The sequence below is a fragment of the Kitasatospora sp. Root107 genome, assembly GCF_001424875.1.
Taxonomy (GTDB): domain Bacteria; phylum Actinomycetota; class Actinomycetes; order Streptomycetales; family Streptomycetaceae; genus Kitasatospora.
In genome coordinates this window covers 23,458-41,762 of record NZ_LMCT01000072.1, presented here as the reverse complement: position 1 = coordinate 41,762, position 18,305 = coordinate 23,458, and the positions used below count along the sequence as shown (strand labels likewise).

Sequence of the window (18,305 nt, the reverse complement as noted above, 5' to 3'; positions counted from 1 at the left end):
CTGTCCTCGATAACCAGGCATCGCGCAGGAGCCACGCGCAGGGTGTAGCGGATCCCGGAGTAAGGATTAGAACAGCTTTTCGATTCAGGGCGTTACGCTGGAACCATGCACTTCCAGGGATCACTGCTGAGCGCCGACCGCCCCGAGCTCGGGCCCCTCACCGGGATACGCCGGACCGAGCTCGGGCACGGGGCCTGGGTGGATGTGCTGCCCGGGTGGGTGCGTGGGGCGGACGCGTTGTTCGAGCAGCTGGCCTGCGGGGTCGAGTGGCGGGCCGAGCAGCGGGAGATGTACGAGCGGGTGGTGTCGGTGCCCCGGCTGCTGGCGTACTTCGGGGACGGCGACGAGCTGCCCGATCCGGTGCTGGCGGAGATGCGGACGGAGCTGAGTGCTTACTACGGGGGCGAGTTGGGCGAGCCGTTCCTGACGGCCGGGCTCTGTCTGTACCGGGACGGGAACGACAGCGTGGCCTGGCACGGGGACCGGATCGGGCGGGGGCGCTCGGAGGACACCATGGTGGCGATCGTCTCGGTCGGCGAACCGCGTGCGTTGGCGCTGCGGCCCGCCGGCGGGGGCGGGGAGTCGGTCCGGTACGCGCTCGGGCACGGGGACCTGCTGGTGATGGGCGGCTCCTGTCAGCGCACCTGGGAGCACGCCGTGCCGAAGACGGCCCGCCCGGTCGGGCCGCGGATCAGCATCCAGTTCCGCCCGCGCGGCGTGAACTGAACGCTCGGGGGCTCTGCCCCCACCCTCCGGCCCCGCCCTCGGCGGAGGCACGCACGCGCGCACACCCGGTTGGGCGAAGTGGCCGCGCCCCGCGTCGGCCGGCCGACACGGACCGGCCCGGGTCAGGACGGCCCAGGTGGGGGCGCGCCGGGCGGGAATGCGGGCCGGGTGTGCAGACTTCTGGGTAGACGAACGTAGCGTCGGGCCCGGCACACGGCCCGGCCGAGAGAGGACGACACGACTATGGGCACCCCCGTCGACCAGCTGGTGGACCTGCTCGACCTGGAGCAGATCGAGCTCAACATCTTCCGCGGGCGCAGCCCCGAGGAGTCGCTCCAGCGGACCTTCGGCGGGCAGGTGGCCGGGCAGGCGCTGGTGGCGGCGGGGCGGACGGTGGACGACGACCGGCCGGTGCACTCGCTGCACGCGTACTTCCTCCGGCCGGGCGTGCCCGGGGTGCCGATCGTGTACCAGGTGGACCGGATCAGGGACGGCCGGTCGTTCACCACCCGCCGGGTGCTCGGCATCCAGCAGGGGCGCAGCATCTTCGCGCTGACCGCCGACTTCCACGTCCCCGAGGCGGGCGGCATCGAGCACCAGGAGGCGATGCCGGCGTTCATCAGCCGCCGGCAGCCCTTCGACATCCGGTACGTGGAGCGGCTGCGGTGGACCCAGGAGGAGCTGGTCGGGGTCGAGCCGCGCAGCGGCGTCTGGCTGAAGACCAACGGCGCGCTCCCCGACAACCCGCTGATCCACGTCTGCGCTCTCACCTACGCCAGCGACATGACGCTGCTGGACTCCGTCCGGGCCCCGGTCGAGCCGCTCTGGGGCACCCGGAACTTCGACATGGCCTCGCTCGACCACGCGATGTGGTTCCACCGTCCGTTCCGGGCCGACGAGTGGCTGCTGTACCAGCAGGAGTCGCCGATCGCGCACGGCGCGCGCGGGCTGGCGCGGGGTCAGATCTTCGACCGGAACGGCCGGTTGGTCGTCTCGGTGATGCAGGAGGGACTGTTCCGGCCGCTCGGTGACCGGCGGGCGTGAACTCGTACAGCAACTCGTACGCGCACAGGGAGGAAGCAGTCATGACCGAGACCGCCGCCGAGGAGTGGCAGCACTGGACGGAGCGCCGCACGGCGTCCGTCGGCGCCCCGCACGGCGCACTCGCACTCACCGGCACGCACTGGCTGGAGCCGGAGCCGGCCGAGATCCCCGGCCTGCCCGGCCGCTGGTGGGCCGCCGACGGTGCGGTGCTGGTGCAGGCCGCAGCTGCCGACGGCTTGCGGGTGAAGGGTGCGGAGGGCGCGGTGGACGGCACCGTCGAGCTGCGCCCCGACACCGATCCGGCCGCCGACCTGCTGACGCTCGGTGAGATCCTGCTGGTGCCGATCGAACGCGAGGGCGAGCCCGCTCTGCGGGTCTTCGACCCCGCCTCCCCGGGGCGCGCGGCGTTCGCCGGGATCTCGACCTACCCGTACTCGCCGGAGTGGGCGGTCCCCGCGGTCTTCACCCCCTTCGAGAACGACCACGACGTGCTGGTGCCGAACGCCGACGGCCGGGACCGGCCGCTCCCGGTCACCGGCCGGATCGCCTTCCACCTGGCCGGCGAGCCGCACACCCTCACCGTCAGCCGGGCGGGCGACCGGCTGAGCGGAGTGATTGCCGACGGGAGCAGCGGGCGGGAGACGTACCGGTTCCGCTTCGTCACGCTGCCCGCGCCGGACGCCGCGGGCCGGACGGTGCTCGACCTGAACCGGGCGTACCTGCCGCCGTGCGCGTTCGCCGACCACTTCGTCTGCCCCTTCCCGCCGCCGGGCAACCGGCTGTCGGTGGCGGTCGAGGCGGGCGAGAAGCAGGTCCTCAGCAGGTAGCGGGGCGGGGTCGTCGGGGGCGGGCGGAAACCGTTTCGGCTGCGGCAGGGTGGTGGGTGAGGATGAGGCCCGTGTCGACCCTTCCGCCCGCCCCTGCCAACCCGCCCACCTCCGAACCCATACCGCGCGGTCCCGAACCGTCCGATGCCAAGCCGTCCGATCCCGATCCGTCCGGTACCGAGTCGTCCGGTCCCGGATCGGGAGGGGGCGGACGGTGGCGTCGGCTGGGCCGAGGTGCACTGGCCGACCTCAGCCCGCTCCGCGAGCACCCCGACTACCGGCGGCTCTGGACCGGCCAGGTGGTCTCCGCCGTCGGCCAGCAGATGACGGCGGTGGCGGTCGCCGTCCAGGTGTACGCCCTCACCGGCTCCAACTTCGCCACCGGCCTGGTCGGCCTCTTCTCGCTCGTCCCGCTGGTCGGCCTCGGCCTCTACGGCGGCGCGATCGCCGACACCGTGGACCGCCGCCTGCTCGGCCTGGTCGGCTCCTCCGGACTCGCCCTCACCTCCGCCGTACTGGCCGTCCAGGCCCTGCTCGGCCTCGGCTCGGTGGGCCTGCTGTACGCGGCGGTCGCCCTGCAGTCCGGCTTCTTCGCGCTCAGTTCGCCCGCCCGGTCGGCGATGATCCCCCGGCTGGTGCCGGCCCATCAGCTCCCCGCCGCCAACGCGCTGGGCAGTATGAGCATGAGCCTGGGCACCACCGTCGGTCCGATGATCGGCGGCGTGCTGATCGCCGCCTTCGGGGTCCAGTCCGCGTACCTGGTCGACACCCTCGCGTTCAGCGGCACCCTCTACGCGATGTGGCGGCTCCCGGCCATGCGCCCCGGCGACGGTGCCGCCCGCAAACGCGCCTCCGTCCTGGACGGCCTACGCTTCCTGCGCAGCCGCCCCAACCTGCGCACCAGCTTCGTCGCCGACCTGATCGCGATGGTCTTCGCCTCCCCCCGCGCGCTCTTCCCCGCCATCGCCGTCACCGTCTACGGCGGCGGCCCCGGCACGGTCGGCCTGCTGGTCGCCGCCCCCGCCGTCGGCTCGCTGGCCGGGGCCCTCTTCTCCGGCTGGATCTCCGGGGTCCGGCGGCACGGCCTCGCCATCGTCACCGGCGTCGCCGCCTGGGGCCTGGCCATCGCCGCGTTCGGCCTCTCCTCGCAGCTCTGGCTCGGCCTGCTGATGCTCGCCGCCGCCGGCTGCGCGGACAGCATCAGCATGATCTTCCGCAACACCATGCTCCAGGTCGGTGCCCCCGACGACATGCGCGGCCGCCTCCAGGGCATCTTCATCGTGGTCGTGGCCGGCGGCCCCCGCCTCGGCGACTTCTTCGCCGGCACCGTCGCCTCCCTCACCTCCTCCACCACCGCCCTCCTCGCCGGCGGCCTGACCTGCGTGACCGCCGTCCTCCTCCTCGCCGCCCGCCGCCCCGCCTTCCGCCACTACGACGCCCACCACCCCGCCCCCTGACCTGCACGGCACCGCCCGCCCCACCTCGGGAAACTGGCAACGAGCACCCCTCCCGGTGCTGTATTGTTTTCCACGTCACCGGGAGATCGGAGACAAGGTCAGAAAGCCGAAGCCGACGGGCGAGGCAGACAGACCACGGGACGTGGCGCAGCTTGGTAGCGCACTTGACTGGGGGTCAAGGGGTCGCAGGTTCAAATCCTGTCGTCCCGACCAGCGTTTACGCAGGTCGGAGGCCGTTTTCGCAGAGATGCGAAGGCGGCCTTTTTCGTTGGTGGTCGTTGAGTGGTCGTAGCCCGACCCTCGTCCCAGCCAGCCGGTTCTGACGCACTTTCATGCCGCCTTCCCGTAGCGGCTCTTGCGGGCTGCCGGTTTGCTGGCCGCCGGTCTGGTGGTCGTGGTGTGGTCGTACTGCTTTTCTTCGCGGTCGAGTGCTCTGGCGATGGCGTCCACAGCTCTCCGGGCGGCCTTTCGGGTCAGATGGGCGTAGATGTTCGCGGTGGTGGACAGGGTGGAGTGGCGTGCGGTCTTCGAGACGATGACCATGTCGACGCCTTCGCTGATGGCGATCGTGATGGCAAGGTGGCGCAGGTCGTGGACGTTGCAACGTGGGAGACGCGCCTTGCGGGCGAGGTAGTGGAAGTGGTTGAGGACGTACTGGGGGTGGAGCGGGCGGCCGTCGTCCTTTTGGAAGACCAGTCCGTTTCCGTTCTTCCCTGCTCTGTTGTTCTCGGCCTTGCGGCGGGCGAGCATCTTGTGGGTTCGGCGTGACAGCGCGACCCATTCGCGGCTCTTGGCGGTCTTCGGGGCGGTCATGACGAGCTTGTTGTTGTCGATCGCGGAGAGCGTCCATCGGACGTAGAGGAGACCTTGGTCGAGGTGGATGTCGTCCCAGTGCAGGGCGAGGGCCTCGCCCTTGCGCAGGCCGGTGCAGATGATCAGCTCGATGAGGTCGGCGAAGTCCGGGTCGTGTGTGCGGCAGTAGCGCAGGAAGCGCACCGCCTGGGCGGGGGTCCAGATGGCTCGCTCGTCGGCCCGGGGCCGCGGGATGATGGTCGGCCGGGCGACGTTCGCGGGCAGCCGGTGGGTGCGGACAGCCTCACCGAGCGCACTGGAGAGGGTGGCGAGGATGTGCCAGACGGTGGGGCGCCCGCGGCCGGCGGCGAGCTGGGACTGGACGAAGTGGAGCAGGTGCTCGTAGGCGAGATCGTCCAGGCGGACGGTGCCGAGGGCGGGGATGAGGTCCTTCTCCACGTAGTCGCGGTAGCGGACCCAGGTGGTGGGCTTGAGCCGCAGCTGCTTGGCCTTGAGCCATTCGGCCAGGTAGTCGGCCACGGTCTGGTTGGGGTCGGCGCTGATGCCGACGCGCCGTCCGGTGAGGTAGCGGTGGAGAGCGGAGCGGGCCTCGTCCTGGGTGGGGAAGCCACCGCGGCGCACGGTGTGGTTGTGCCCGCCGGGTTCGGTGGCGGGCAGGTCGACGGCGAAGGTCCAGGTCCCGTGGGCGGGTTCAGTGGTCAGGCGTGGGCATTGGGTGCCGAGTTGGTGGCGTTGTTCGTCGCGGCAGCCGCAGCGGCGGTAAACGCGTCCCACGCTGTTGTGGGCGCGCATGGTGATCACCTTCTGACGGTGCATGGAGCGGCCGCCTCCATAGTGATCCGCGCGGCCGAACCGGAACAGCAACCGACGACCACAACCCGACCACCACTCCCCCAATCTCCGGCGTGACCAGCGGCGATCCCTTGACTTGTGCCCAAGTGCGCTGGTCCTCCTGGGGGTTTCGTCCCCCGCGGTGTCGGTGGAGTGGGGCAGTCTGGTGCCATGAGCTACGCGGTCACCGTGGACACCAGCCGTCCCGAAGGCACTCCTGAACTCGACGAGCTGCAGCGGGCGGGCGTCATTCACCTCCTCGGCGAGAGGCTGGATGCGGTCGACGTCCTCGAGGGTGAGGCGGGCGAGATTGTCGACGTCACCGACCACTTCATCGGCGTCCACCCCGAGGGTGCACTCTTGAAGGTCTTCATCGATGCCCCCACCCTGGAGGACGCGGAGGCGGCCGTCGAGGCGCTGATCGGCGACATCCTGGAGCACTGCGAACCGCTGGCCGGGTGGTCCATCGACAAGTGCGAGGTGGAGCTGCACCTCGACTCGGCCAAGGAGAGCCTGGACGCGGCCGACGGCCCGGGTGTTCCCCCGTCCGACCTCGGCGTCCGGGCCGCCACGCACCATATGCACCGGACAGTCGCTGCCGAGCGGCCCGGACCGAGTGACGAGGACCGGGCAGCCATGAGGGCGACCCTGCGAGCCCTCGCCCCGCAGCTCGCCGGCATCGGCCTCGCATCGCTGGGGCATCTCACCCCGGAGGACGTCGAGAACGACGAAGAGTGGGGCGAGGAGTTCAACGTGGCCGTCGAGGACGCGGAGCTCGCGGCCGGCGCACTCTTCTACTCCGTCGACATCCTGCTCGACGAACTCTTCGAGGACATCGATACCCTCCGCGACTCCCCCAACGCCGCCCAGTGCGATGGCGGGCTACTCCAACTCGAAGGACTGCCTGCACAGTTCGCCCACCTGTACACACCGCTGTTCGCACGCCAGCTGGTGGTCACCGCAGTGGACCTGACCGCGCGGCTGTGCCGGCTGGGCTTCGTTCAACTGAGCAGCGTCGCGGAGGAGTTGCTGCTGCGGCTGCTCCTGGAGACCACCGAGGCGACCCTGGACATCCACGGCCTGCTGGACGACGGCGCTCAGGAGGCCCTGAACTCCTTCCGCGAGAGCGTGTACGAGGACCTGGACCACGAATGGCTCTACCAGTCTGCGATGGACGGGATCGACCAGGATCCCGCCGCCGCCTTGCTCGGCATCTCATCCAGGGGCGTGGACGACTGGTTCACACCCTTCAACGCCGGGCGTCCGGTCCACCCGTACGTGACTGGATCCGCCACTGACGAGGAGTAGGGGCCGGCGTCCGTTGCGCTGGTCGGCCTCGCGGTGGCTGCGGCGGCACCCTGGGAACCGCGAGGTGGCCGTGAAAGCACTGGTGCCCTTGGCGCTGCGGGGCGTAGCGTCCCCGGTATGACCGCTGAGTACGGGATCGAGAGCATCCGGATCGTCGCGCCATGCGGATCCGGGTTCGCGCAGATCGCGCACCTGTCGTGGGCGAAGCCGAACAATCCGGGCGACGCAAGCCTGTACATCCGCCCGTTCATCGGCGACAGCTGGAGCGTCAAGGGCGCGGTCGCCGCGAGCGTGGCTGCGGACTTCTCCGGCGAAGTCCATGCCGACCGGATTCATCCGAACGCTGTGTTCGGTGACGCCAAGCTCTCGCTGCACCATTCGGGACAGACGCACGTCTATGTCGGCAAGAGCACCGGGTCTGGAGCACGGGCGAACCGCCTCCCCGACGTGCGCGGAGAGCGACTGGACCTCGATGCCGGCGGCCACGTCGCGACCGTCGTCTGCTTCGACGTCGCCGGCCTGCCGCTGCTCGGCCGGTCACCGTCGAGCGTTCCGCCGGACGTCGAGTACGTGGTCGACGGCACGTGGCCCAGCGATGCGCAGCTCAACCTCGCGCTGTACACCGGGACCGACGAGCAGCAGATGCGCGCCAAGTTCCCGTTTCTGGCGGAGTCTCCGATGCTTCGCTTCGATCGGACCGGAATGTCCAAGCCGCTTTTCTTCGGAGCACGCGCAAGGGTCGACCCCCGTGGGGGCGGGCCGGTGCCGCCTGGAATCATCGTGGTCGGGGGCTGGGGTCCTGGTGCGGCAGCTGACACGCCGGTGCCCATGGTGGCGGTCTGGGCTGGGCCGGATCACTAGCAACCGCGCCTGACTTCAGCACTCGGGTCGGTCGTGGAGCACTTCGCGAGTTGCCTCTCGAACCACCCACTCGAGGACGCGCGCTCCCTCGAGGACGCATCGACAGACCCGAACCCACAGTGCAGCAAGGGAACACCTTGTATGTCGTGGCGGCACCGCGAAGGCCGCGTAGGCTCCATCGTGGCGGGTCCAGGAGAGTGCCACCCCCGCGACGATCGATGGTCCGACCACGCCCCGGTCACCGCCATCCAGGACGATAGGCTCTGACCACGTCGGTCCCCCGAGAGGCGGCCCGCCACAGCTTAGGCGGGCGGTAAGAGGCGGTGGGCGAGCGCCCTGAGGGTGTCCGGCGCAGTCCTGGCCAGCCGAACCTGGCCTACCTCCCCCCATTCCGCGCCCCCTCCGCTGTGTCGGCCAACGCTTGTGCCTTTCCAGCTACTTCACCGCGCTCCTTGGTGGCTCCCCGGGCCTTCTTGCTAGCGTCGTCGACCTGGTCGACCGCATGGCGGTTGATCTCGCGACCGCACAGCCACCAAGGACCGCGAAGGTGATTGCCTCGACGCCGGAGAAAACCAGTAGGCGATGGGTCCTGGGGTCGAATGGAGCCCGCGTGCCCCCAGAGCAGACCGGCGAAGACGATGTAGACGACGGTTACGACGGCGGTGGTCGCCAGGGCCAGTTCGAACCTCATGACACATCACTGGTCAGGTGTCTTCGTCGGGGGAGAGCCGGTCGGGCCCGAAGGCTGGTCGGTCAGCCTCTGTCCTGTAGCCCACAACGAGCGCGTGCGGCATCAGGCAACGCGGTTCGGTCCAGCCCCACTTCGCCACAAGTGGAGCACCTGTTCGAATTCATGACAGCACAATCGTCTTCGTCGAGGAATCCCACGGCGGTTCTGGGTGCCGCTCGCGGAGGGAGGAACTGGGGCGGCATTGGGCGATACGGCCTCGCGCGACTCCACCCGCGCTGACCAGCGGTTCTGCCGTGGGGTCGAGACGGCGGTGAGTGAGGCGGTGCCGTTGAGGGTTAGGGCAGTGCGATCCAGACTGAGGGGTGAGGTGTTCTTTCACGCGAGGTGCGCTATGGAACTGACAGTCGTGTACGTGCACGGGATCGGTAACAAACCGCCAGCGACGGAGCTAAGAGCCCAGTGGGACAACGCTGTCTTCGGACGGCCGATGGGTGCCTGCTCACGGCTGGCTTACTGGGCGCCGTTACGGTACCCACGGCCGCTTCCGGGGTCCACGGATGGCGGCGCGGGGCACCTAGCGGCTTCGCCACTTGAGGTTGCCGTCCACGCGACGCCCGTCCCGCCCGAGGACTTCGTGATCTCAGTGCTCGCTGAGGCGCACGCTGAGAGCGCCTCGCCGTCCCCACTGGAGAGCGCCCGGCAGCCCGCTACCGGGCCGGATGAGGCTGCGCTGGAGAAATGGCTCCGGGAGATGACGTACACAGGTGAGGCGCTGGGAGCCAGCGAGACCAACCAGGCCCTAGAGGTGCTGCCATTACCTCGCCGCGGGCGGACCGCCGTCTTCCGAGTGCTGATCAAACGGGCGTTCAAGGACGTCTACGCGTACTTCTTCGGAGGGTTCGGAGAGCCGATCAGGGAGGTCACACGCAAGGCGCTGGCTGGCGCGGACGGCCCCGTCGTTGTGGTGGGTCACAGTCTCGGCTCCGTGATCGCCTACGACGTGCTGCGCGAGAGCGACCGCAATGTGCCATTGTTCGTGACTATCGGATCTCCATTGGGAGTGACCGAGATCCAGGACCGGCTTGCCCACCCCCTGGAGGTACCAGCTGGCGTAGCCGCCTGGCGCAACGCCTGCGACGCCCGTGACCTGGTAGCGCTCGACAGCACAGTGCGGCCGGAGTTCCGGCCAAGCGACCTAACCGAGGACGTGCTGGTCGTCAACGACAGCGCCAACCACCACGGCGCCCAGGAGTACCTGAGCAGTCGGGCGGTCCGCGATCCGATCCGCGCCCTGGTCGCATGAGCGGCCGAAGTCCAAGGGAGTCCGACCATGGCCATGTCTGGCGAAGAGCTAAAGAAAGCCAGCGCGGCACTGCAGGATGCCTTCAACTCAAACACGTTCGACCAGATGCTGCGCTACCACCTCGACCGCAGGAGAGAGCACATCTCGCTCGGCTCGGACTTCGCAGTGATCGTCTTCGACGTCTTGGACGCGGCGGACCGCGAAGGGTGGATTCCGCAACTGATCGTAGGTGCACGCGAGTTCAATCCAGGCAGCCCACGTCTCGCCGCGCTGGCCGAGCATCTCCAACTGACCCCGTTACGGCCAGCGCAGCGGGAGGCTCTGGAGAGGGTGCTCGGTACCGAGCCCGGATATCTCAACCCCGCGGCATGGCGCTCCCGACTCGGGGTCCTGGAAGGCCTGGTGGGCCGAGTCGAATACGAACTAAATGGCTCTCTCGCGACCGGCACCGCGATACTCGTCGGACCGGATGTGGCCATGACCAACCACCACGTCTTGGCACCGGTTATCCTCGGGGAAGTACCGTCGACAGCCGTTACCTTCCGTCTCGACTACCGGAGGTCGACCGATGGAACGGTGCTCCATCCGGGTACCGAGTACCACCTTCACATTGGGGACTGGCTCCTGGACTACAGCCCGTCGAGCGTGGTCGATGTCATGGAGAACCCGGGTGATCGCCTTCCGGCCGAGGACGAACTGGACTACGCCGTCTTCCGCCTGGATGCCACCCCTGGATCAGATCCGGTCGCACCTGACCGGTCCGCCCCCATGGCACCACCACGCGGCTGGATCACCGGCATCGCTGTACTTCCGTCGCGCGACAGCACAATATTTCTGCTCCAGCACCCCAACAAGAGCCCGCTGACCCTGGCTTTCGGCCGGCTCCTTGCGATCAACGACAACGGCACCCGGGTTCGCCACGCCGTCGACACCGAGGGTGGCTCCTCCGGTGCGCCGTGCTTCAACAGAAATCTCGAGCTCGTGGCCCTGCACCACTCCGGCGACCCCAATTTTGATCCCGCGCACCGCCCCGAATACAACGAGGCCGTCCCGATGCGCGCTATCCACGAGCGGCTAGCGCGTCGCGGTCTGACGGACTATGTCTTCTCCCCGAACAGCCAGGGGATAGCCCAGTGAAATTGCCCGGGGTCGACTTCAAGCGCCTTGTGACGGTGGTCGCCGATTTTTACGATATCGACAACCTGCGGATCGACCTGCGCGGAATCAACCATCCGGTGCGGATTGTTGGCGGCGGAACCCTGGACGCCGTCGTGTACGACGTCGTATTGGACGCAGAAAGAACCGGACGGCTTGCCGACCTGCTGACTATGTTCGCGGCTTGCCGCTACCCGGATGTCCGCGAGGTCGCCGATGAACTGCTCAGGGGACAGGGCTCCCCGGCGATGCAGCCCGATCCATTCCTCACGGACCTCGTAGGTCAACGACTCTATGTGGACCGCACACTGCTCCGAAGCCATTTCAAGGACCTAGTGTCCGCCAGTAAGAGCCGGGTCCTGGTGGTCACTGGGCAGCGCCCCTGCGGGAAGTCCTTCACATACTTCTTCGTCACCCATATCGCAGCCCGACTGGGGACCTTCCGGCCTGTCCTGCTCGACCTCGCCGACTGGAACAGCGAACCGTGCACTCCATACGGCCTGATGGCGTCGATAGCCAAGCAGCTCCGCCTCGGCGCTCCGACGATGGATCAATACGCCCCGGGCGCTGCTCAGGCAGTCGGCCTTGTCGACTGGCTCGTTGGCGAGCTCAACCATCCGTCGCCGAAATGCCAGTACGTCTTCGTAATCGACGGTCTGGACCGCGTGCTCGTGCTCGAGGAGACTGGGAATCTCCTCGCTCTTCTTGCGGGCGCAGCCCTGCGGGAGAAGATTCCGGGCCTGCGGGTGGTACTGCTCGGTTACAGTCGCTTCGACCTAAGCCCACTGGACTCGGTCCTCACCGAGGACGTGCGTCCCATCGACGAGCCGGTGATCTGCGACCTGTTCCTGAGATTGGCCGATCTCGCCGAAGTGGACCTCGACCGGGAGGGAGCCGAGCTTGCGGCGAAGCACGTCTTCCGCCTCCTGCCGAAGGACCCTAGGCAACGGATTGGCAGGATGTCCGAGGTCATCAGGACCGTCGAAGTGAGGCTTTTCGGGCGGGAGGTGCTGTGATGACCGGGTCACGCCCGCGGATCACCGCTGACATGGTGGACGAGCGACTGTCCCAGCTCTTGCCCGAGGAAGCGAGGGCGCTCACTACTGCCGAACACGCTTACCGGGCGGCGGCGGCTGTCCTGGCAGGCTTCGATCCCACGGCGATCCGCCCGGTCGACCTCGACCCCGACCCGGCGGTTAGGGATTCACTGGCGGACATCAGTGAGCCAGCCATCGGCGAGGGAGGCCGCCCCGAGCTGCGCCTACGGGACTCGGACCGCCGCGAGGCGATCGCCAGCCTGGGTGGGCCCGCCGCTGTCCGCAAGGCCCTGGCTGCCAACCCCGACCACCCGCAGGGATCAGTCCAAGACGCCCTCACCGGCTACCTCACTGGCTCCGCACTGCCACTTGCACAGCAGTCTCTTACCGAGCTCCTCGCCACCGCCCGCGTGGTGGACTGGATTGACGGAGTGATACCCGATCTACCCTCGCAGGAGGAGGTCAAGGGACATATCGAGAGGAAGCAGCTCCTCGCCCCACTAGCCCGGCTAGTCGGTGAACACTTTGGCGGCCGTGACGCCATACTGAACGAACTTGCCGACCATGTCCGAGGTACGGCCGCGACCGTGCCGCTGCTGCTCTGGGGGCCGGGTGGCGTCGGCAAGTCCACGGTGCTAGCGAAATTCATCCTGGACTGCGCCGGTGAACATGCCACCGAACGACTGCCTTTCATCTTCATCGACCTTGACCACCCCGGGATGCTTGCGCAAGAGCCCCTCAGCCTGCTGCTGGAGGCCGTACGTCAACTGCGGATCGAATTCCCGGGGCTGGGGCCCGCCGAGGAGCGCTTCCGTTCGGGCTGGATCAGACGGGTGCAGGCCCCCGACTTTGACCGGCTCGGCTACGCAGTCCTCGAGCCTTCCGTAGGCTCCCGCACTACCCCCGACAACATCACCGCCTCGTCAACGCTCCTGACGGCCCCCGCCGAGAGGGCGAGGCTCTACCGCGATTTCACAAGATTCCTGGCACACAACCTTCCGCATCGCCCGGTCCTGCTGGTGATCGATACCTTCGAGACCGCCCAGCGGCAGGGGCCCGAGGCTCTGGCCGAGCTATGGCGGATGTTCGAGCAGTTGGCCCGGCGGAGCCCGCTGCTCCGCGTGGTCCTCTCCGGCCGTGCCGAGGTCGACCAGCTCACCCGCTCCGTTCAGGTACCGCCGTTCGACCGGGAGGCGGCTCGGGGTTACCTGACTGCCCTTCTGACACCGGACATCGCCCCAGACCCAGCGGACATCGACGCCTTGATCGACCTGGTCGGCGGCAATCCGCTCAGCCTGCGCCTCGCCGCAGACCTGCTGGGCAGCGGGGGGCGGGCCGACCTGGCCGACATCCGGGTGGAAGCTACCCAGGCCCGGGTCGCCGGCGACCAGGTTCAGGGCTGGCTTTACCGCCGGGTGCTCGACCACATCGAGGACCACGACGTGCGGAAGCTCGCCAGCCCAGGACTCGTGATGCGGCGGATCACCTCGGGCGTGATCAGGCATGTACTCGCCGCATGTTGCGGTGTCGACGTACCGGACGATTCACGAGCTGATGAGCTCTTCGATCTCTGCGGCCAGGAGGTCTCCCTGCTGGCCCGTGCACCTGACGGCGCGCTCGAACACCGCAGCGACGTCCGCCGCCAGCTACTTCCATTGCTGCGTCACAGCGAATTGCCGAAGGTCTTGGCGATCCATCGCGCTGCCGTCCAGTACTACTGCGGGCAGGCTGGTCTGGTTGACCGCGCCGAGGAGCTCTACCACCGGATGAGCCTCGGCGACTCGATGGCCGCTCTGGACGCCCGTTGGGTGCCCGGTGTCGAGGCCCTGCTGATCAGGTCGCTGGACGAGTTGCCGCCGGCTGGTCAGGCCTATCTTGCGGCGCGCTCGGGGGTGACCCTGGCGCCCGCGAAGCTACGGCAGGTCCCACTGGCGGAGTGGGGACGGCATGCGGAGGTCCAGGTGGCCAAGCTGCTGTCGCTGGGTGACGCCATCGGCGCGGCGACCGTGCTTACTGCCCACCCCTCCGGCAGCGCGAGCAGTCGGTTGCTACTGCTCGAGTCACGCGTACGGGCCGAACTCGGCGATGACGGCAAGGCACGCGCCCTGGTGGCCCTCTCCCGGCACCGAGCTGCGGAGGAGGGCGACGGTGAAACTCTGCTCGAAGCGACTTACGCCCAGGCCGTTTCGGCGATGGAACTCGGTGAGGCCAGGCAGGCCCGACGGCTGCTCATGGAGGCGGCCCGGCTGGCAACACCACAGGACGAGCCGCTCATGCCGCTGCGGATCGAGTTGGCCCGCTGCCAACTGGCCCGGCAGACACACTCGTCCACTTCAGCCCGCCGCGCAGTCAGGGAAGCCAGGGAGATGCTGGCGGAGTTGATCGACGACCGGAGAGTGGAGGCAGTCTCCCGAGACCCGGCCCTGCTGCTCAGCCTCACCGCTGCGGTGGGCGACCTACGACCCGAACTGGTCTGGCAGACATTGCGAGTGATCGGGCTGCAGGAGCTCTCGACCGGTCAACGCAGCAGACTGGCGGGAGCGCTGGAGCGCTGGGGAGCGCTGGAGCGCTGGGAAGGCCCGAGGACCACACCGGCTCGAGGGATCGAGCCGCGCCGCATGGGCGAGGAGGTCGCCCGCTCGGGCTCATGGAAACGATGGCTGGCCGACACCTCCCCGGCCCTTCTGGCAAGTTCGCTGACGGCCCTGAGCGCCACCGGCGGCAGTGCTGCCATCGCTGCCGTACTTCGCCTGATCTACCAGCAGTGGCTGGACGCACGAGCCTCGCGCGACCGGACCAACCGCCCAGGCTGACGCTCTCGTCCGCACGGGGACGCCCGCGATGCAGCCGACAGCGCCACAGGTCCGGCTTTCGGGTCCCAGGTAAGTACCCCTGGCTGCTGAACCCTGCACCGTCGGCACAACTGTCGGTGCGTGGTGGGAGAGTTGCCGGGCAGCTTCTTCCTGGGGAGAGTGACGTCACGATCGAGTGGGAGTTCATCGGCCAGCCGAAGTTCGACCGGGTGGTGGAGGCGCTGCTGCTGCGCACCTACGCCGAGGCGGACAGCGCGCGTGCGCTGGATGGGCGTGGTGGTGACGGCGGTAGGGACTTCGAGGTCGTCCAGGGTGGAAGGCGCAGGATCTTCCAGCTGAAGTACTACCCGGACGGCTTCCCGAGCAGCAGCTACAAGAAGCGCCGTGCGGCCATCCAGGCGTCCTTCGAGACCGCGATGGAACACGAGCCGTTCCAGTGGACGCTCGTCGTGCCTCGCAATCTCACCCCCTCCGAGCAGGACTTCATCGATGCTCTGGCCGGCGAGCGCCGGGTGAAGGTATCGGTGATGGGGCGCGCCGAACTCGACGGCAGCCTCGCCGCCTTCCCCGACTTGGACGGCTACTTCGATCAGAACCACCACCACAACGACGCTGTCAAGACGTTCATCCAGTCAAGCGTCCTGCCTGCGACCGCCGCTGAACTGACCGAGCGGGTCCAGGCATTCGGCAGGCTGGCCGACCGGGCCGACCCCGACTGGACCTTCGACTTCGAGCAGCGGGGCGGAGAAGTGATCCGGCACCTGCGTGCAAAGCACCCCCGCGCGGCGGAAGTCAGCCCGGTGACGATCCACCTCCGCAGCCGCTGGGACTGTGCCGCTCCCGACCTCACCGAGGCATTCCAGCGAGCGATCGGCTACGGCCTTCCCGAAACCGTGACCCTGCCGCCAGAAGTCGTCGAGAGCCTGTCCATCACAGGGCCGCAGTGGCTCGCGGAATCCCACGAGAACGTCGAGGTCACCTGGGCACCTGCCCCAAGTTCTCTGCCCCGCACAACGGTTGACCTGCGCTTCACCGACGATCAGGGCCGCACCACAGCCTGCTTCGAAGGAACAGTGGAGCACCACGGCCGCGGACAGCAAGGACAGTCACTGATTGTCAGCCTTCACAACCTGGTCACCCTGACCTTCACCTCCCCCAGCGATAACTCCCCGCCCACGCTCCACCTCAGCAGCAAGCTCGCCGGTGCCCTGCCTTCAACCGCCCTGCTCGCCTTCGCCATCTTTGAGCACGTCCACTCCTACCGCCGCTTCGAACTCAGCTTCCAGGGCTCGGTGTTCTGCAGCGGTCGGACACTAGGACCACACGCCCCGGACGAGGCCAGCCTCCGTGCGCGTCTGCGGGCCCTCGTGGAGGACCTCGACATTGTCCAACGGCACAGCGGTCACATCTTCGCCGTACCCGAACACACCACCGCCCAGGAGCGGATCAACCTCCGCGTCGCCCGCAGGCTCATCGAGGGGCGATGTGTGGTGTACGCCGGCGCGCAGACCGTCACCCTGACGCTGAACGGCACGGACGACGAGGTGCTACGTGGTGTGCTCTCCCCCGGACCACACGCAATGCGGGCTCAACACGAAGACTTCAAAATGGAGTTCGCAGGCCGTGACCTCCCCATCGGCCGAGTCTGCCTATTCCACACCCAGGTCGATGTTCACGGCTACGAAGTGGCGCTGCAGGCGCTCGCCGTGGGACGAGCCGACGGCAGCCAACTCCAGCTCATCCCTCGCAACGGTGAGGCCTTCCGCATCTACATGCCCGACCAATGGCTCGACGAACAGGCCCCCCTGACCGTCACACCCCTACAACTGCCAGGCTTCGACGAGCCACGCTGAGCGCAAGACCGGCCACGACCTGTGCTGGCAGCCAAGGTCGGCACGGCTGCTGCAGCGATCGACCGCAAGCGTGCCAGAAAACGTGGCACCGCGACCGACGAACCCGCGCACCGCAAGCCGGGTCTGGTGCCGCTGCGCGACGACGCCGATATGTCCATCACCGCCTGGCAGTTGCTCGGCGTACTGGCCCGGGCCACCGCACTGGCCAGGCAGGGGCGGGGCCGGGGGCTCGCCGAGCATTGGCAGATCCTCAAGTACTGCTCCGCGTTCGGAGACCGGGGCGATGCGACTGTCGCGGGGCGGACTGTTGCCGGAGCAGGCGTACCGCAGCATGCAGGCCCGGGAGTTGGGCCGGGCCTTCGGTCTCGCAGTGGCGGAGCGGGCGGTGCGGAAGCGCTTCCCCGACCGGATACTGTCCACGGTCGACGCCGAACCCGTCTTGTTGGCTGGGTTCGCCCGCTCGAAAGGCCTGCCCAACCTGGGGGCCAGACCCCGGCCGGACTACTTCATCGAGGCATGGCGGCCCGGAGCACCGTCCAGGCTGTTCGCGGTAACCGTGAACGGCAACCACCAGGTGGCCGGCAAGCGGACAGGTACGACCGACCGCACCAGCTACAACCAACTGGCCCGGGGCTCCGAACGGGCGGAGAACTTCCAGCTCGCCGACTGGAACGACGTGCCGTGCCTGATGCTGTCGACCGAACTGCTCGCTCCCGACGGCATCACCGTCCACGCGCTGCGCGCCCGAGGCGCCGGCTCGCTGCCGCCCCGGCCCGCCACGGGCCGGGGCAGTGCCGACGAGCGACCCCGGAAGGCGAACCCGCCCTACGCCAACGCCGTCCGGGTCCCGGCCGCCGACGGCCGGGTGGGCCGAGTACAGGACGTCATGGCGCACGTCGGGGCGGCGAGTCAGCTCGCGCTGGCAGGCGGAGGTAAACACATCGCCTGGTACCTGACGGAGGATCAGGGCGGGAAGCACTACGAGATCGACACGTTCGCGGGATCGGACAGCGTCCACGATGCGGAGCATCACTTCGGCGCCACCCGGTACGTCGGCACCGATCAGGTGTTCCGACTCGGTGGAGTCTGGGTGGAGGCGTTCTCCGGGCTGGAGGCCGACCTGTTCGAGCTGCTGACGGCACATCAGGTCGAGGAGTACCGGCGACAGGCGTACCGGCTGCGCGGGGAACTGCAGCGCAGCTGCGGCGAACAGTGGCAGGCAGTCTCGTTCGGCGACGGCAGCGTACTCGCGATCCGGATCGTGCCACAGCCGGCCGTTACGGATGCGCCGCCCGCTCCGCCCGGGCGGAGCGGCACCGACGCTGCGCGGTGAGCACGCTGCGCGGCCCCCGATCGTCGCGGATCAAGGACCCGAGACCACGGACTGAGAGGAGCCAACACATCCCATCGTCACCACCATGGGCGGCACCCTTGGGAATCGGGGACTCGCCGGGGACCACGCGTTGTGCGCCACCATCTCCGAGGCGCCATTTCATGAACGAACAGCGCGCGCTGTCTACCGTCTGACGTGCAGTCATCTACTCCGGAGGGCGACTGGGGGTCAAGGGGTCGCAGGTTCAAATCCT

13 protein-coding genes and 1 tRNA gene are annotated in these 18,305 nt (G+C 68.5%); 13 read left to right on the top strand and 1 reads right to left on the bottom strand.

All coding sequences use genetic code 11. From position 1 onward, the window contains the following. The first annotated feature begins 105 nt into the window (after positions 1-105). From ASC99_RS33630 to ASC99_RS33610, 5 genes are all read left to right on the top strand, one after another. Positions 106-726 (top strand): alpha-ketoglutarate-dependent dioxygenase AlkB, encoded by a 621-nt coding sequence (locus ASC99_RS33630; protein ID WP_057239299.1) that lies wholly within the window; start codon positions 106-108, stop codon positions 724-726. A gap of 243 nt (positions 727-969) precedes the next feature. Next, complete coding sequence (locus ASC99_RS33625) at positions 970-1,770, top strand: acyl-CoA thioesterase II (protein ID WP_057239296.1); 801 nt, start codon at positions 970-972, stop codon at positions 1,768-1,770. A gap of 41 nt (positions 1,771-1,811) precedes the next feature. Continuing rightward, positions 1,812-2,597 (top strand): DUF1684 domain-containing protein, encoded by a 786-nt coding sequence (locus ASC99_RS33620; protein ID WP_057239966.1) that lies wholly within the window; start codon positions 1,812-1,814, stop codon positions 2,595-2,597. Positions 2,598-2,821: 224 nt separating this feature from the next. Next, positions 2,822-4,054: an MFS transporter gene (locus ASC99_RS33615; protein WP_057239965.1), complete on the top strand. Its 1,233-nt coding sequence runs from the start codon at positions 2,822-2,824 to the stop codon at positions 4,052-4,054. A 136-nt stretch (positions 4,055-4,190) separates the two neighbouring features. Beyond that, a tRNA-Pro gene (locus tag ASC99_RS33610) sits at positions 4,191-4,267 on the top strand. 117 nt (positions 4,268-4,384) lie between these two features. Here ASC99_RS33610 and ASC99_RS33605 read toward each other — a convergent pair. Beyond that, the gene (locus tag ASC99_RS33605; RefSeq protein ID WP_063978462.1) at positions 4,385-5,683 is read right to left on the bottom strand and encodes a tyrosine-type recombinase/integrase; all 1,299 of its coding nucleotides are present in this window, start codon (positions 5,681-5,683) and stop codon (positions 4,385-4,387) included. A gap of 186 nt (positions 5,684-5,869) precedes the next feature. Between ASC99_RS33605 and ASC99_RS33600 the strand changes: the two genes are divergently transcribed. From ASC99_RS33600 to ASC99_RS33565, 8 genes are all read left to right on the top strand, one after another. Then, positions 5,870-7,006 (top strand): hypothetical protein, encoded by a 1,137-nt coding sequence (locus ASC99_RS33600; protein ID WP_057239294.1) that lies wholly within the window; start codon positions 5,870-5,872, stop codon positions 7,004-7,006. 117 nt (positions 7,007-7,123) lie between these two features. Beyond that, positions 7,124-7,867, top strand: a complete 744-nt coding sequence (locus ASC99_RS33595) for a hypothetical protein (protein ID WP_057239291.1) — start codon at positions 7,124-7,126, stop codon at positions 7,865-7,867. 1,082 nt (positions 7,868-8,949) lie between these two features. Next, the gene (locus tag ASC99_RS33590) at positions 8,950-9,861 is read left to right on the top strand and encodes a hypothetical protein (RefSeq protein WP_157531925.1); all 912 of its coding nucleotides are present in this window, start codon (positions 8,950-8,952) and stop codon (positions 9,859-9,861) included. Between the two features lie 27 nt (positions 9,862-9,888). Continuing rightward, positions 9,889-10,998 (top strand): effector-associated domain EAD1-containing protein, encoded by a 1,110-nt coding sequence (locus ASC99_RS33585; protein ID WP_057239287.1) that lies wholly within the window; start codon positions 9,889-9,891, stop codon positions 10,996-10,998. Beyond that, positions 10,995-12,032, top strand: coding sequence for an effector-associated domain EAD1-containing protein (locus ASC99_RS33580; RefSeq protein WP_057239285.1), 1,038 nt, complete (start codon positions 10,995-10,997; stop codon positions 12,030-12,032). Before ASC99_RS33585 ends, ASC99_RS33580 begins: the two co-directional genes overlap by 4 nt. After that, positions 12,032-14,866 carry an AAA family ATPase gene (locus ASC99_RS33575; RefSeq protein ID WP_057239282.1) on the top strand — a complete coding sequence of 945 codons (2,835 nt, stop codon included), beginning with the start codon at positions 12,032-12,034 and terminating at the stop codon, positions 14,864-14,866. The genes ASC99_RS33580 and ASC99_RS33575 overlap by 1 nt, the downstream gene beginning before the upstream one ends. Positions 14,867-15,075: 209 nt before the next feature. After that, positions 15,076-16,719, top strand: coding sequence for a hypothetical protein (locus ASC99_RS33570; protein ID WP_157531924.1), 1,644 nt, complete (start codon positions 15,076-15,078; stop codon positions 16,717-16,719). Positions 16,720-17,002: 283 nt separating this feature from the next. Then, positions 17,003-18,052 carry a hypothetical protein gene (locus ASC99_RS33565; RefSeq protein ID WP_057239278.1) on the top strand — a complete coding sequence of 350 codons (1,050 nt, stop codon included), beginning with the start codon at positions 17,003-17,005 and terminating at the stop codon, positions 18,050-18,052. Positions 18,053-18,305: the final 253 nt, after the last annotated feature.